Genomic DNA, 14,804 nt, shown 5'->3' on the forward strand with positions numbered 1-14,804 from the left:
TCGGCCGCGCAGATGAACTGGTCGATGATGACCTGGGCGCCGTTGGCGAAGTCGCCGAACTGGGCCTCCCACAGCACCAGGGCCATGGGATCCTGCGAGGCGTAGCCGTACTCGAACCCCAGCACGGCGAATTCCGACAAGGGGCTGTCGAGGACCTCGAACAGGGCCTGGCCGTCGCGGATGTGGTTGAGCGGCCGGTAGCGCTTTTCCGTGGTCTGGTCCACCAGCACCGCGTGGCGCTGCGAGAACGTGCCGCGCCCGCTGTCCTGACCCGACAGGCGCACGCGGTGGCCTTCCAGCAGCAGGGTCCCGAAGGCCAGCGCCTCGGCCGTGGCCCAGTCGATGCCCTCGCCGGTTTCCAGCATTTTCGCCTTGGCCTTGAGCTGGCGGGCGATCTTGGTGTTGAGATCGAAGGAGTCCGGCGGGGTCGAGATGGCCTTGAAGACCTCCCGCAGCACGTTGTCCTTCGCGCCCGTGCTGTACTGGCGGAATTCCTCCTCGCCGAACGCCGCTTCCAGGCCTTCCCAGATGCCGTGCAGCCAGTCGGCCCGGTTCGGGCGGTAGGACTCGCCGGCCTTGAAGGCCGCCTCCAGCCGATCCACATAGGCCGCGTCCATGGCCTTGATATCGGCCTCGGTCAACAACCCCGCTTCGACCACGTGTCGCGCATACCGCGCGCGCACGGTCGGGTGCTCGCCGATGCGCTTGTACATGCGCGGCTGGGTGAACGCCGGCTCGTCGCTTTCGTTGTGGCCGAAACGGCGGTAGCAGACCACGTCCAGCACCACGTCGGTATTGAAATGCTGGCGAAACTCGATGGCCACGCGGGCGGCGTGCACCACGGCCTCGGGGTTGTCGCCGTTCACATGCAGGATCGGCGCCTGGATGGTCTTGGCGATGTCGGTGCAGTACTGGCCGGAGCGGCCGTACTGCGGGCTGGTCGTGAAGCCGATCTGGTTGTTGATCACCAAGTGGATGGTGCCGCCCGTGCGGTAGCCGATCAGGTGCGCCAGCGAGAAGCATTCACCCACCACGCCCTGGCCGGCCATGGCCGCGTCGCCGTGCAGCAATAGACCCAGCACCCGGTCCCGGCGCGTGTCGCCGATCTGGGTCTGCTTGGCCCTGACCTTGCCGAGCACGACCGGATCGACCGCTTCCAGATGCGACGGATTCGCGTTGAGCGTGACATGCACGGTGCGGCCGTCGAACTGGCGGTCGGCCGAGGTGCCCAAGTGATACTTGACGTCTCCGGAGCCCTGCACGCTTTCCGGATTGGCGGCGTTGCCTTCGAACTCGCTGAAGATGGCCTCCAGCGGCTTGTGCATGACGTTGGACAGCACGTTCAGGCGGCCCCGGTGGGCCATGCCGATGACCACGTGTTCGAGCCCGAGTTGGCTGCCGCGTTTCAGGATCTGTTCGATCGCCGGGACGATGCTCTCGGCGCCCTCCAGCCCGAACCGCTTGGTGCCCACGTACTTGCGGTGCAGGAACTGCTCGAACGTTTCGGCTTCGACGATCCGCTCCATGATGGCGCGGCGGCCGATGTCGGTGAAGGCGGTGCGGTTCAGTTCGCTTTCCACCCGGCGTTGAATCCAGGCCTTCTGGTCCGGGTACTGAATGTGCATGAACTCGACGCCGATGTCGCCGCAGTAGGTTTCGCGCACCACCTCGATGATCTTGCGCAGCGTGGCTGTTTCCAGCCCCAGCACATTGTCGATGAAGATTTCCCGGTCGAGATCGGCGTCGGTGAAGCCGTAGCTGCGGTAGTCCAGCTCCGGGTGCGGTTCCGGCTCGGTCAGGCCGAGCGGGTCCATGTTCGCTTCCAGGTGGCCGCGCACCCGGTAGGCGCGGATCATCATCAGGGCGCGGATGGAATCCAGCGTGTGGGCGCGCGCCTGCTCCTCCGTCAGGCCGGCTGTGGGGGCCTCCTTGTCCCCGTCCTTGCCTTTACCCTTGGCAGGCGGCGGGGGGGCGTCCGGATCGGGCGTCCCGATGACGGCGCGGCCGTTGCGGTTCCACGACGGACCGCGCAGTTCGGTGTGGATGTCGTCGGGGCCGTCGCGCAACTCGTCAAAGAACCCGCGCCAGCCGGAATCGACGCTGTCCGGCGCCTCCAGGTAGCGTTCGTAGAGTTCGGCGATGTAGGTGGCGTTGGCACCGGAGAGGAAGGAAGCGGCGAGGCGGGGGTCGAGAGCGGAATCCATCGTGGCGCGGTCGAACACGGCCTTCTGGGCCGTGTTTCCTCCTGATTCAGGCCCCGACCCGATCATGGTGGGGCGACGGCGCGACGATCCGGATCATGCGGTCCCGGTCACTCGGGACGGTATCTGGGGTCCAGCCCCCGGCAACCGAACCGCCGCTGGACGGCGGCCCAGGCGCCGTGGCACCCGGACCGCCCAATGCAACCGCTTTAATCTAAGCGCCCGCACCGTCTTGATCCACCACCTTCTCGCAACAGAACCGCAAAGAATAGGGGGGAACGGCACGGGCACCGTTTCGGAGCCGTCGGCTAGCCCTTCATCGCCTTCAGCATGGTCTCGCCCAGGGCGGCCGGGCTGTCGGCCACCAGGATGCCGGCGGCGCGCATGGCCTCGATCTTGGCGTCCGCCGTGCCCTTGCCGCCGCTGATGATGGCGCCGGCGTGGCCCATGCGCTTGCCCGGGGGCGCGGTGCGCCCGGCGATGAAGCCGACCATCGGCTTCTTGACCTTGGACTTGGCGATGAACTCGGCGGCCTCTTCCTCGGCCGAGCCGCCGATCTCACCGATCATGATCATGCCCTCGGTCTCGTCGTCGGCCAGGAACATCTCCAGGCAGTCGATGAAGTTGGTGCCGTTGACCGGGTCCCCGCCGATGCCGATGCAGGTGGTCTGGCCCAGGCCGGCGGCCGTGGTCTGCGCCACCGCCTCGTAGGTCAGCGTGCCGGAGCGGGAGACGACGCCGATCTTGCCGCGCTTGTGGATGTGGCCCGGCATGATGCCGATCTTGCACTCGTCCGGGGTGATGACGCCGGGGCAGTTGGGGCCGACCAGCCGCGTGTTCGAGTTCATGAGGGCGCGCTTGACCTTGACCATGTCCATCACCGGGATGCCCTCGGTGATGCAGACCACCAGGTCGAGTTCGGCGTCCACGGCCTCCAGGATGGCGTCGGCGGCGAACGGCGGCGGCACATAGATCACCGAGGCGTTGCAGCCGGTCTTGTCCTTGGCATCGGCGACGGTGTCGAACACCGGCAGGTCGAGGTGCTTTGTGCCGCCCTTGCCCGGGGTGACGCCGCCGACCATCTGGGTGCCGTAGGCCACGGCCTGTTCCGAGTGGAAGGTGCCCTGACTGCCGGTGAAGCCCTGGCAGATGACCTTGGTGTCCTTGCTGACGAGAACCGCCATTATTGCGCCTCCTTCACGGCCTTGACCACCTTGTCGGCGGCGTCTGCGAGGTTGTCGGCGGCAATGATGGGTAGGCCCGAGTCCGCCATGATCTTCTTGCCCAGCTCCACGTTGGTCCCTTCCAGGCGCACCACCAGGGGCACGTTGAGGCTGACCTCCTTGGCGGCGGCGATGACGCCCTCGGCGATGACGTCGCAACGCATGATGCCGCCGAAGATGTTGATCAGGATGCCCTCGACGTTGGGGTCGGACAGGATGATCTTGAAGGCCGTGGTCACGCGCTCCTTGGTGGCGCCGCCGCCGACGTCCAGGAAGTTGGCCGGCTCGGCCCCGTACAGCTTGATGATGTCCATGGTGGCCATGGCCAGGCCGGCGCCGTTGACCATGCAGCCGATGGAGCCGTCGAGCTTGATGTAGTTGAGGTCGTGCTTCTGCGCCTCCAGCTCGGCCGGGTCTTCCTCGTCCTCGTCGCGCATCTCGGAAATGTCCAGGTGGCGATAGAGGGCGTTGGAATCGAAGTTCATCTTGCAGTCGAGCGGAATGACGTCGCCCGTGCCGGTGACCACGAGCGGGTTGATCTCCAGCATCGAGGCGTCGGTCTCGACGAACGCCTTGTACAGCGCCAGCAGCATTTTGGTGGCACTCTTGACCTGGCCGGCGTCCAGACCCAAGGCGAAGGCGACCTTGCGGCAGTGGAACGGCATGATGCCGGTGGCCGGGTCGATGTCCTGCAGGATGATCTTTTCGGGGGTCTTGGCGGCGACCTCCTCGATCTCGACGCCGCCCTCGGTCGAGGCCATGATGGTCACCCGGCTGGTGGCGCGGTCGACCAGCATGGACAGGTACAGCTCGCGTTTGATGTCGCAGCCGGCTTCGATGTAGACGCGCTTGACCTGCTTGCCGTCGGGCCCCGACTGGTGGGTGACCAGCGTGTTGCCCAGCATCTGCGAGGCGTTCTCGCGCACATCGTCGATCGACTTGACGACCCGCACACCGCCCTTGTCGCCGGCCTCGGACTCCTTGAAGCGGCCCTTGCCACGGCCGCCGGCGTGAATCTGGCTCTTGACCACGAAAACCGGACCGTCGAGCCCACGCGCCACCTGCTCGGCCTCCTCGGGCGTGTAGGCGACCCCGCCCTTCAGCACCGGCACGCCGAATTTGGCCAGCACCTGCTTGGCCTGATACTCATGGATGTTCATGAATGGCTACCCCGTTGTGACGGAACCCGCGCGCCGACCCGGCGCGGCTCCCAATCCTTATTTCGGCATCAGTTCCTTTGAGGCGGCGACGAGACCGCGCACGGCCTCCACCGAGTGGTCGAACATCGCCTTTTCGTCGGCGTTCATCTCGATCTCGACGATCTTCTCGACGCCGTCGGCGCCCAGCACCACCGGCACACCCACGTAAAGGCCGTCGAGCCCGAACACGCCGTCGCACCAGGCGGCGCAGGGCAGCACGCGCTTCTTGTCCTTCAGGTAGGCCTCGGCCATCTGCACGGCCGCCGCCGCCGGCGCATAGAACGCCGAGCCGGTCTTCAGCAGGCCGACGATCTCGGCGCCGCCGTTGCGGGTGCGGGTGACGATCTGGTCCAGGCGCTCCTGCGTGGTCCAGCCCATCTTGACCAGATCCGGCAGCGGGATGCCGGCCACCGTGGAGTAACGCACCAGCGGCACCATGGTGTCGCCATGGCCGCCCAGCACGAAGGCGGTGACATCCTCGACCGAGACCTTGAACTCCTCGGCCAGGAAGTAGCGGAAGCGCGCGCTGTCCAGCACGCCGGCCATGCCCACGACCTTGTTGTGCGGCAGGCCCGACAGCTCCCGCAGCACCCACACCATGGCGTCCAGCGGGTTGGTGATACAGATGACGAAGGCGTCGGGGCAGTTCGCCTTGATGCCCTCGCCCACGGCGGCCATCACCTTGGCGTTGGTGCCGATCAGGTCGTCGCGCGACATGCCGGGCTTGCGCGGCACGCCGGCGGTGACGATCACCACGTCGGCGCCGGCGATGACGCTGTAATCGTTGGCGCCGCCATAGACCCCGTCGCAGCCTTCGACCGGGGTGGATTGCGCGATATCGAGGGCCTTGCCCTGCGGCACGCCCTCGGCGATGTCGAACAGCACCACATCACCCAGTTCCTTCAGGCCGATGAGATGCGCCAGCGTGCCGCCGATATTGCCGGCGCCGACAAGAGCGATCTTCTTGCGTGCCATGACCGTCCTTTCGTCCGAAATGTGTGGGAAAGCCCCGAATACCGGTGTCCGGTGGATGGGGAAACGGGGGGCGCGCCTTGTGTGCGGCGCGGCAGGTGGTTTTTTAGGTAACGCGATTCCGACGCGGGAGCAAGGGCCGACCCCCGCGTACGACAACGAGTCGTCGCCCGGCCGGCCGGTTTCCGCGTGACACGTCCATGACAATTGTCAAACCGGCCGACTCGGGCTCTTGCGGCAAACGCGGCGGGTGCGGAAGAGTGCGGCGCCACACCGCCCAAGCGGCACCGAGACGAGGGACCAGATGACCGCGACCAACGCCGCCCCACCAGCCTCCGCCTGGACCGTGTTCCTGGTGTTCCTGCGCCTGGGCCTAACCAGTTTCGGCGGGCCGGTGGCGCATCTGGGGTACTTCCGCGCCGAACTCGTTGAACGCCGCAAGTGGCTGTCGGACGCCGCCTATGCCGATCTGGTGGCGCTGTGCCAGTTCCTGCCCGGCCCGGCGAGCAGTCAGGTGGGGATGGGCCTGGGGCTGCATCGCGCCGGGCCGTTGGGCGCGCTGGCCGCCTGGACCGGGTTCACGCTGCCGTCGGCGCTGGCGTTGGTGCTGGCGGCGCTGGGCGTGGCGGCGCTGGACCCGGGCGGGGACAGCGGCTGGTTGCGCGGACTGAAGATCGTGGCCGCCGCCGTGGTCGCTCAGGCCGTGTGGGGCATGGCAAAGACGCTGGCGCCGGACCGCCCGCGCGCCACCCTGGCGCTGGCGGCGGCGGCGCTGGTGCTGGTGTGGCCGCTGACCGGCCTGCCGCTGGTGGTCGGGCAACTGGCGCCGATTGCCATTGGTGCGCTGGTGGGATGGTGGCTGTTCAAGGGCGAAGTCGCCGAGGCCGCCGAGCACCTGCACGTCGGGTTCAGCCGGCGGGTGGGTGTGGCCTGTCTGGGGCTGCTGGTCGGCCTATTGGTGCTGCTGCCGGTGCTGGCGCAACTGACACACGCCGACGGGGCGCGGCTGGCGGACGGCATGGTCCGCGCCGGCGCGCTGGTGTTCGGTGGCGGGCACGTGGTTCTGCCGCTGTTGCAGGCGGAAGTGGTGCCGACGGGCCTCGTGGACCGCGAGAGCTTCCTGGCCGGCTACGGCCTGGCGCAGGCGGTGCCGGGGCCGTTGTTCACCCTGTCGGCGTTCCTGGGATCGGCCGCCGGTACCACGGTGCTGGCGAGCCTGGGGCTGGCCCTGCTGGCGACGGTGGCCATCTTCGTGCCGGCGGCGCTGTTGCTGTTCGGCGCGCTGCCGTTCTGGAGCGCCCTGCGGCAATCCCCGGCCGCGCGGGCCGCCCTGACCGGCATCAACGCGGCGGTGGTCGGGCTGCTGCTGGCGGCGTTCTATGACCCCGTCCTGACCAGTGCCGTCGCCGCGCCCGAGCACGTGGCCCTTGGGCTGGCCGCCTTTCTGGCCTTGCACATCTGGAAGGCGCCACCCTGGGCCGTGGTGCTTGTCGGCGCGGTCGTGGCGGGGGTGGTCCTGTAGCTCGACGAACTCGGGTCTTCAGGCTCGGTGCACTACCCTGCCCAGACAGCCTCCACCCTTTGGGGGGTGTTCCGTGGGCTGTGGTGGCCCTGGCCCCCCAAACGATGGAGCCCGTCCGGGTCAACCATCCGACGGATTGACCCCGATGCCACGGCAGGCGCAGGGTTGACGAATAGTGCCGTCACGGGGATCGTTCAGCGCAGATTACTCGACCGCAGAATGCACGATGTATGGGAGAATGCCATGAAGACGCTCGCCACCACTGCCCTCACGGCCGCCGGCTTGATGCTGGCCACTGCATCGGCCCAGGCCGCCGTGATCGATTTCGCCAGCCTGGGCAGCGGGACGTCCGTATTCGGTCAGGACGCCGTGGCGCCCGGGCTGACCATCTCCTCCGCCTCGGGCGATGCCGCCGGTGTTGTCCTGGAGGCGGGCAAGGTGCCCGCGACTTACGGGGCGCCCAACGGTGGCAGCTCTGTCCTCAACGGTGGCCTGCCGGCCACCGGGGGGTTCGGGGACATTTCTGACGGTCGTCTGCACGACTTCGTGTTTGAGTTTGACACCGCCGTCGACTTCTTCCAGGTGCGCTTCCTGGACTTCGGCGACTACAACCCGACAAAGGCGACGCAGCACCTGTTCGGGGTGCGTGCCTGGGATACCGTCGGCAGTACCACGGAGGCGACCGTCACTTACAACAGCACGGCCGAGATCAACCCGGGCAGAGGCGACCCCGCCGGCCTGTACATTACCGGCGACGCGGTCACCGCGGCCATGGGCGATCCTGGCGACGTCCAGTTCACATTCGACTCGACCCGCTACACCAAGTTCGCGTTCATCTTCGAGACTGACGGCATATCGGGTAGTCCGTCTGACCCGAACATCGCCTTTGCGGAGTTGGAGTACTCGGTGGTGCCTTTGCCCGCCGCCGCCTGGTTCATGCTGACCGCCCTGGGCGGCCTGGCGGGGACCCGCTGGGTCAAGCGGGTCCGCACTGGCTCCTGATGCCACGCTCCGAACTCATGCACGAACGGCCGGATCGCAGGCCAGCGCGACCGTCGCGGCGTGATAGGCGCGCTGGCCATCCGTGACCAACGCCGGATAACCGCAGGCCCGCAGGTGGCTGGAAGAACAGCGCCCGGTTCTCGTCCGTCCACATGACCCTACTCTCTGACAGCAGGTCCTCTTGACAGGGAATCGGGCTACGGAGGCGGGATCAACTAATTTCTGCAACTGGTTGTTTTGACTCATGAACCTCCCGGACAGACACTTAGTTCCGGTTGAGGCCGTAGTCGCCCCGTGTCAGCAATATTTCCTTCCAGAATGTTTCTCGCATCAAGATGGTCTCGTCGGGCGTTCGGGTGGGACGATGCTCCAGAAGCGCGAAGCGAAAGTTCGCCCTGCAATACTCCAGATTCGGATCGGTCACGAGTTGGCGCAATCCGATATTGCCGCCATGTCCGTTTGCAACGTAGGCGCACCAGCGGGACCAGATCCCGTCTTCTCCGTAAGCTGAACCAATGTAACGTTTGCCCGTTCTTGTATCGCTGATCAGGTATATTCCCTTGACGCTTTCAAGGGCGGCTTTCCAGTCGGGACGTTCCTGCGTCACCAGCGTTTCCAATTCTTCAAAGGACACGTTGATGTCCTCGTATCCAGGGAAACCTCGGCCAGTGTAGGGTTCCCGCAGGATCTCGAGCACTTCAAAGCTGTCGTAAAAGTTTTCCAGATTGACCCGCGTTGTGCGACCGCGATACCGCGAGAAAAGCTTCAGCCGGCCGATGAAGGCCCGTCCCTCATCCGATAGAGCGACCTCATATCGGTCGTCGCGGCGCGTCAGGACGTGAAAGATTCCAGCGAAGAGCCACGCGTCCGGTTCGTGGTAAAACTGCGCAAGAGCGAATATAGAGGGCCGGTTAAACTCATTGCGGGTCGGCCTGTATTCCTGCCATTCCTGCCATTCGCGCTTGTTGCGCATAAACACTTCCAGGGGCTGGTTTTCGCCGTTCCATCGCGCAAAATGGACTTTGTAATCCGAAAGAGCCTCTAGTCTCCAAATGTCCTTCATCAGGAGTGTCATTTGCACGTCCATCTCTCAAGATTGTATATTTCCTAAACTCCTACCAATCACTCAGCCCGCTTTCTTCCCTTCGAGGAAAGCGTCAAAATCGAAGGGGGTCGAGAGACCGCTTGTTTCACCCGCGACCAGCGCGGCGCGCAGCGCCGCCAGCCGGGTCTCATGTTCCTCAAGCAGACGCAGGCCCGCGTGCACGACCTCGCTCGCGGACCCATAGCGGCCCTCGGAAACCTGCCGGTCCACGAAATCCGTGTCGTGCGACCCCAGCGAGATGGATATGTTCTTCGGCATGGGTGGCCTCCCTTTGTTACCACTATATACTGAAATTCGGCACAAAGGTAATCGCTCGGAAGCCGCCCGCCACTCAGGGATAAAGCACCTCCCGCATCGCGAAATGCCGGTGCACGGGGCTTTGGTCGTCGAAATACTCCACGCGCTGGAGGATCATGGGCCGGCGGCCGCCTCTTGGTTCAACCACCGCCGCCTGCTGGGGTCGATTGGAAACATATCCCCCGCCGAGGCCCAAGCCCGTTATCATGAGACCTGTCGGGACACCACGATGGCGGCGTAGGACTCTCACCAACCAGCCTGCGGCGAACCCGAGGTCGTTCAGTGGTCCGTACAAAGTATGCCCGGTGGTGTGGGAGGAGGGGTGCCGCGAGTGCCCCTCCTACCCGATTTGGTCCATGCGCGGCGGTCAGCGGTCGGCCGCGGGCGTGCCGTACCAGTCTTGCGCCTTGAACGGGCGCGGTCCGCCGTCGGTCTCGCACGCGCCTGAACTGAACTCCGGGCACAGGGCCAGCATGTTGCGGATCCACGGCTCGTTGTCGGCCAGCCAGGACGACAGGGCGGCGTCGGGGATGGTGTCGCCCTCGACCAGCGAGGCCATCTCGTCCAGCCGCGCGCCGGAGACGAAGAACAGGTTCAGGAACTCCACCACCTCCGGTGCCGTTTCGACCAGGTCAGGCGTGACCATGGTGTGCCGTTCGGGCAGGGCGCCCATCTGGTTCGGACCCAGGTCGACCAGGCCGGCGGCCTCGAAGGCGCCGAAGTTCTCCGCCGCCGGATCAACGTCAAAGCTGACCTGGGCAGCCCCGCTGGTCAGGGCGTCCAGCAGGCCATCCGGCGGCACGGCCTGAACGGAGCCGGTGTGGGCGTCGGTCAGGCTTTCCAGGATGCCGACGAAGGTGTGGGCCTTGGCGACGGACGGCGGGCCGCCGACCGAGGCGAAGGTGATGTCGGCCGCCAGCGCGCCGCAGGGCGCCGCCAGCAGGCCGAGGGCCGCGAACGCGGCCCCCGCGAGGGTGTGTTTCATGGCTAGTACGTGGCTCCCTTGACGGCGTCGTCGCCTGCGCCGCTGGCTGGCGGGCTGTAGGCGGCCGGCGCGACCTCGGCGCTGACCGGGCTCATCAGCGGCACCTCGCGGCCGAAGCCGATCTGGTCGCCGTTGCCGAGGTAGACCGGGTCCTTGCTGCCGAAGCGCGCGGTGCCCTGGACCACCGGCAGGCCCCGGGCGATGAACTTCTTCACCGTCAGCAGGCCGGTGCAGTGGTTGGCGCCGATTTTCTCGAACCCGTAATCGCCCAGCGTGAACACCAGGTCGTCGTACTTCGGGTCCCAGTCGTCGAACGGGCTGATGTGCAAGCCGCCGTAGATACCGTACAGCTTGTCCATCTTGATTTCCTTCAGCGCCGTTTCGGCGAAGCGGATGATGCCCTGGTGGCAGCAGCCGGTCACCGACACGAGGCCCTTGCCCTCGATATTCACGTACAGCGAGTTCTCGCCGTACACCCGGGTGATGATGGGAATGGCGAAGTTGTAGATCGCCACGCCGTCGAACAGCGGCGTCAAACCCGGCTTCATGACGTGCAGTTTCCCCCGGTGCCCGGAGTCCTTCACGTACTGGAAGCCTTCCTCATAGAAGCCGTCCGGGACGTAGACGTCGATCTCCGGGGCGTATTTCATGCTCACCGGGAAGCCCCAGAAGTGATCGAAGTGCTCGTGCGAGATGATCAGGGCATCGATCTCGCCGTTGGCCAGCATGGTGTCGATGCCCTCGCGCTGGAACGCCTTGTCGATCCAGTCGTAGGACCAGCCGGAATCCAGCAGGATCTTCTTGGTGCTGCCGTCGCGCATCTCGATTTCAAGCAACGCGGCATAGCCGCCGGCGTTCTCGGGATGGACGGCATTTTCCATCTGGAATGCCCAGGCCCGCTCCAGGTTGTTGGGCAGGTCGGCCTTGATGTGCTTGATGCCGTCGGCGTAGGAGCCTTCGGCCAGCTTGCCGTTCTTGTCGGCGAAGGGCGGCCAGTTGAACTTGTACTGGTTGACCAGCAGGCCGCCGGCGCCCCGGATGTCGCCGATCAGGTCGGCGTTGTTGAACCAACTCGTTTCGGAGATGTTGGTCACCTTCAGCGACTTGACGGCGCCGATGTCGGTCTTTGCGCCCTCGGCGGTGTCGAAGTGCGCGCGGCGCAGGGGCGAGTACGAATACGCCCCCATCATGCCCAGCGCGCCCAGCGCCGTGCCGCCAACGGCGCCACGCAGGAAGGCGCGGCGGTCGTTGGTCGGACCTTGGGAAGACTCAGTCATCTGTCATGACTCCCCGTGTTCGACCCGGGCGGGCCGGCGCGCATGGAACCGGGCGCCGGCCGGCGGGTCGGGATTACCCTACCAATCCATCATCAGGGGCAGCGTGCCGCCCCACTTCAGCGCGTAGACGACGAGGAAGAACACCGCGACGCCCAGCGGCAGGCCGGCCAGAAGGCCCTTTGTGTAGCTGCTCATGGTGATCTCCTTGCGTCATTCGGCCGGTTTCAGGGCCGGGTCCATCGCCGTCTCGTTCCGGGCGGACTCGGTGCTGGTCTGCGGCGCGATCTTCCAGCCCGGCCAGTTGTCCATGAACCAGTGATTGATCAGCATGATGTTGATCAGCCAGATGGTGGGGATCATGGGGAACTGCTGCGGGTGGCTGAAGCCCTTCTGGGTGCCCAGGAACAGGTGGCTGGTGTTGTAGTACAGCCAGTAGATGACGATGGCGGCCACCAGCGTGACCAGGGTGCGCACGGCGACCCGATAGGTCGGGCTGCCCTTGCGCGGCCAGTTGCCGAAGTAGAAGGTGATGAACAGGGCCGGCAGCAGGAAGAAGATCATCATCTCGCCGACATGCAGCCAACGCCAGTCCGGCGCCATCAGGCGGCGGGTGCCGCGCACGGCCTCGCCCCACCACAGTTCCTGCGCGAAGTACAGGAAGAAGTGGCACGCGAACGCAATGGCGATGATGCCGAAGAAGGTGGCGAAGCGGCGTGCCCAGTCATGGCGGATGACGCGGAACGGATAGCGTTCCCAGATCGTCTCGACCAACCAGACCACGACCGTGCAGCACATGATCCAGGAAACATGGAAGTTGCCGCTGACCGTGTCCGCGAAGTCGTGCCACCAGGGCGGCGCGATGGCGGCGAAGGACTGCCATTCCTTATACAGGATGCCCATGTGCGGATGCATGGTCATGAAGAAGATGATGGTGGCCAGGAAGAACGTCACCAATAGAATGGTGATACCGCGGACCGGCTGGCGTTCCTTGTGCCAGGGGGCGCCTTCCATGCCGACGATCCAGGCCGGCGACAGCCACGAGGCCAGGGCGGCGAACATCAGGATGGCCAGGGCGGCGTATTCCTCGGCGAAGAACTCGGTGATGCCGATCTTCTGCATCTGGTCGGGGCTGAAGTAGGCCAGACCGTAGCTGCCCAGCAGGCCTTCGAAGAAACCCTTGATGACGATCATCATGATGACGAAGGCGATACTGGTCAGCACCACGGCTTTCACCACCGGATGGGTGCGTTCCAGCCAGACGCGGCGGAATGGCCAGAAGTTGAAGATATAGACCATCCAGATGAAGATGATCAGCAGCCAGCGGCAGTAATTGTAGCCGACGAAGGGCGTATAAAGCCGGAGCCAGCCTCGCGGATCCTGGAAGATCCACCAGGTAGCATAGAACAGGGCCCCGAGCAGGACCAGGTTCAGAATCTGCGGGATGGGGGTGGGCCAACGCTGGACGAGGTTGCGTTCCTCCAGGTAGCCGTCCCCATAGCGCTCCATGGTCTCGGATGATGGCATGGCGCTTGACCTTTGTTAGGGATCGCCGGCCGGCCCCGGCGCATCCGCCGGAGCCTCGTCGTCGGCATCGGTCCGCTGTCGCGCGGGTGTGGCGCACTGATGCGCCATGATCTCGCGCGCAAGCTCGACATCCGACTTGCCGCGCGGATCGATCCCCAGGTCGCGGATGGCGTCGGCCAGGAACGGCCGCATTTCCGCGATCAGGGTGTGACACTGGTCGAAGGAGGCGAAGTAGTCCGGCACCGCCGTCGTCTCGGCGGCGCGGTCGTCGGCTTCGCTGTCGTCCTCGACGGCATTCAAGACGGTCTCGGCGGGGGTGCGCGTCACGGCGCGCGCGGCTTTCGAGACCAACCCCCGGCACAGGGCGCGGCGGCCGATGGGATCAGCGGTCACGGCGGACTCCCGGCGGACTCGGCCGCCCGTGTGCCGGTGTGGGAATGGTGCCCATGGTGGTGATGGTGACCATGGTGCCCGTGGGGCGCCGTCACGTCGTGGTCGCCAGAGCAGCAGGCGCACGGCTTGGAGTCGGGGTGAGCCTCCCAGGCGGCGGCCTCCCACCAGCGGGCCGGGGCGCCGTCGGGGCGCGTTTCCGTGGCGCCGGCGGCTGCCACGAACGCGGCCAAAGCGGCGCCCGGACGCGTCGGGACCGGGTCCGTTGGGGTCGGCGCTGCCGGCAGCACGACATGCAGGCCGATTTCGCCCGGCCGACCGATCGTCGTGACCGCCGCCGGTTGGACGCGGTGCGTGAAGGCCAGCATGGTAATCAGCGCATCCAGCAGGGGGCGCACCGTGTGCCAGCCCTCCGGCGTGCCGGAGACGGCCGCCACGCTCTGGGCCGTGCCGTCGGTCGCCCGCGCCAGCCGCAGAAGGCCGACACCGAACAGCGGCGTGTCGAACAGGTCGCGGGTCAGCGCGCCGTCGGGGGCGCCCGTCGTCGTGAACCCCGGGTCGAGGCGAACCACCCGCTCGTCGGCGGAGAGGGCCGCGAATGACGGCTCATCCGGATGGGGAAAGTAACGCACCAGCATCGTGGCGCGGCCGGCGTCGTCCGGGGTCAACGGATCCGGCGCCAGTGTTGGCAGCGTTTCGATGGCATAAACGCCGGCGCTCTCGGCCAGCCAGATCTGCGCCGCGAAGGCGTGGTTCGGACAGATGTGGAGGCCGGTCAGACCGATCCGCGCGGACGCCGTGGCGTCCATCTTCAACAGGCGCAGTCCGTGGTCGACAATCGACACGGCGACGGTCGCCGGGTCTGGGCGGCGGACCATGGCGGCTACGGCTGCCGGCCTGCGGTCTGCATTCATCGACGGCCAGTGCCCGCGGGCGGGCACCCTCCTGGTTACGCCCCGCGGCACCGATCCTGGATGCGGGGTGCGATGGCGGTCGCGCCACGGTTGATGTGCGGTGCAGCAAAATAGTTTGCGACGCACAAGCAAGCCGGGTTGATCGCCAGGACCGTTCGAAATTATGCCCCTGTCGTTTCCAGCGACATGACAA

The 14,804-nt window shown here is 66.1% G+C and carries 13 protein-coding genes; 2 read left to right on the top strand and 11 right to left on the bottom strand.

The genetic code is table 11. The features are described from left to right. The 4 genes from Q0309_RS06660 to mdh all read right to left on the bottom strand — a co-directional run. Nucleotides 1-2,204, bottom strand: a 2,204-nt coding sequence (locus Q0309_RS06660) for a 2-oxoglutarate dehydrogenase E1 component (protein ID WP_299438770.1), incomplete at its 3' end; no start/stop codon positions are given. Nucleotides 2,205-2,509: 305 nt separating this feature from the next. After that, nucleotides 2,510-3,385: a succinate--CoA ligase subunit alpha gene (gene sucD / locus Q0309_RS06665; RefSeq protein ID WP_299438772.1), complete on the bottom strand. Its 876-nt coding sequence runs from the start codon at nt 3,383-3,385 to the stop codon at nt 2,510-2,512. After that, nucleotides 3,385-4,584 (bottom strand): ADP-forming succinate--CoA ligase subunit beta, encoded by a 1,200-nt coding sequence (sucC, locus tag Q0309_RS06670; RefSeq protein ID WP_299438774.1) that lies wholly within the window; start codon nt 4,582-4,584, stop codon nt 3,385-3,387. Before sucC ends, sucD begins: the two co-directional genes overlap by 1 nt. A gap of 57 nt (nt 4,585-4,641) precedes the next feature. Next, complete coding sequence (mdh, locus tag Q0309_RS06675) at nt 4,642-5,598, bottom strand: malate dehydrogenase (RefSeq protein ID WP_299438776.1); 957 nt, start codon at nt 5,596-5,598, stop codon at nt 4,642-4,644. A gap of 301 nt (nt 5,599-5,899) precedes the next feature. On the opposite strand from mdh, the gene chrA reads away from it, so the two are divergent. Continuing rightward, entirely contained in the window at nt 5,900-7,117 is a 1,218-nt protein-coding gene (gene chrA, locus Q0309_RS06680; protein WP_299438778.1) for a chromate efflux transporter, read from the top strand. 243 nt (nt 7,118-7,360) lie between these two features. Then, nucleotides 7,361-8,119, top strand: coding sequence for a VPLPA-CTERM sorting domain-containing protein (locus Q0309_RS06685; protein ID WP_299438780.1), 759 nt, complete (start codon nt 7,361-7,363; stop codon nt 8,117-8,119). Between the two features lie 265 nt (nt 8,120-8,384). Here Q0309_RS06685 and Q0309_RS06690 read toward each other — a convergent pair whose 3' ends face one another. From Q0309_RS06690 to Q0309_RS06720, 7 genes are all read right to left on the bottom strand, one after another. Beyond that, entirely contained in the window at nt 8,385-9,194 is an 810-nt protein-coding gene (locus tag Q0309_RS06690; protein WP_299438782.1) for a GIY-YIG nuclease family protein, read from the bottom strand. Nucleotides 9,195-9,245: 51 nt separating this feature from the next. Next, nucleotides 9,246-9,482 (bottom strand): type II toxin-antitoxin system ParD family antitoxin, encoded by a 237-nt coding sequence (locus tag Q0309_RS06695; protein WP_299438785.1) that lies wholly within the window; start codon nt 9,480-9,482, stop codon nt 9,246-9,248. A 406-nt stretch (nt 9,483-9,888) separates the two neighbouring features. After that, the gene (locus Q0309_RS06700; RefSeq protein ID WP_299438787.1) at nt 9,889-10,506 is read right to left on the bottom strand and encodes a hypothetical protein; all 618 of its coding nucleotides are present in this window, start codon (nt 10,504-10,506) and stop codon (nt 9,889-9,891) included. Between the two features lie 2 nt (nt 10,507-10,508). Continuing rightward, nucleotides 10,509-11,783 (bottom strand): MBL fold metallo-hydrolase, encoded by a 1,275-nt coding sequence (locus Q0309_RS06705; protein ID WP_299438789.1) that lies wholly within the window; start codon nt 11,781-11,783, stop codon nt 10,509-10,511. Nucleotides 11,784-11,993: 210 nt separating this feature from the next. After that, nucleotides 11,994-13,307: a hypothetical protein gene (locus tag Q0309_RS06710; RefSeq protein WP_299438791.1), complete on the bottom strand. Its 1,314-nt coding sequence runs from the start codon at nt 13,305-13,307 to the stop codon at nt 11,994-11,996. A gap of 15 nt (nt 13,308-13,322) precedes the next feature. Next, on the bottom strand, nt 13,323-13,700 hold the full coding sequence (locus Q0309_RS06715) for a hypothetical protein (protein ID WP_299438793.1): 378 nt from the start codon (nt 13,698-13,700) through the stop codon (nt 13,323-13,325). Beyond that, nucleotides 13,697-14,575, bottom strand: coding sequence for a hypothetical protein (locus tag Q0309_RS06720; RefSeq protein WP_299438795.1), 879 nt, complete (start codon nt 14,573-14,575; stop codon nt 13,697-13,699). Before Q0309_RS06720 ends, Q0309_RS06715 begins: the two co-directional genes overlap by 4 nt. Nucleotides 14,576-14,804: the final 229 nt, after the last annotated feature.

It is taken from the genome of uncultured Rhodospira sp., from assembly GCF_937138205.1.
Classification (GTDB): Bacteria; Pseudomonadota; Alphaproteobacteria; order Rhodospirillales; family Rhodospirillaceae; genus Rhodospira.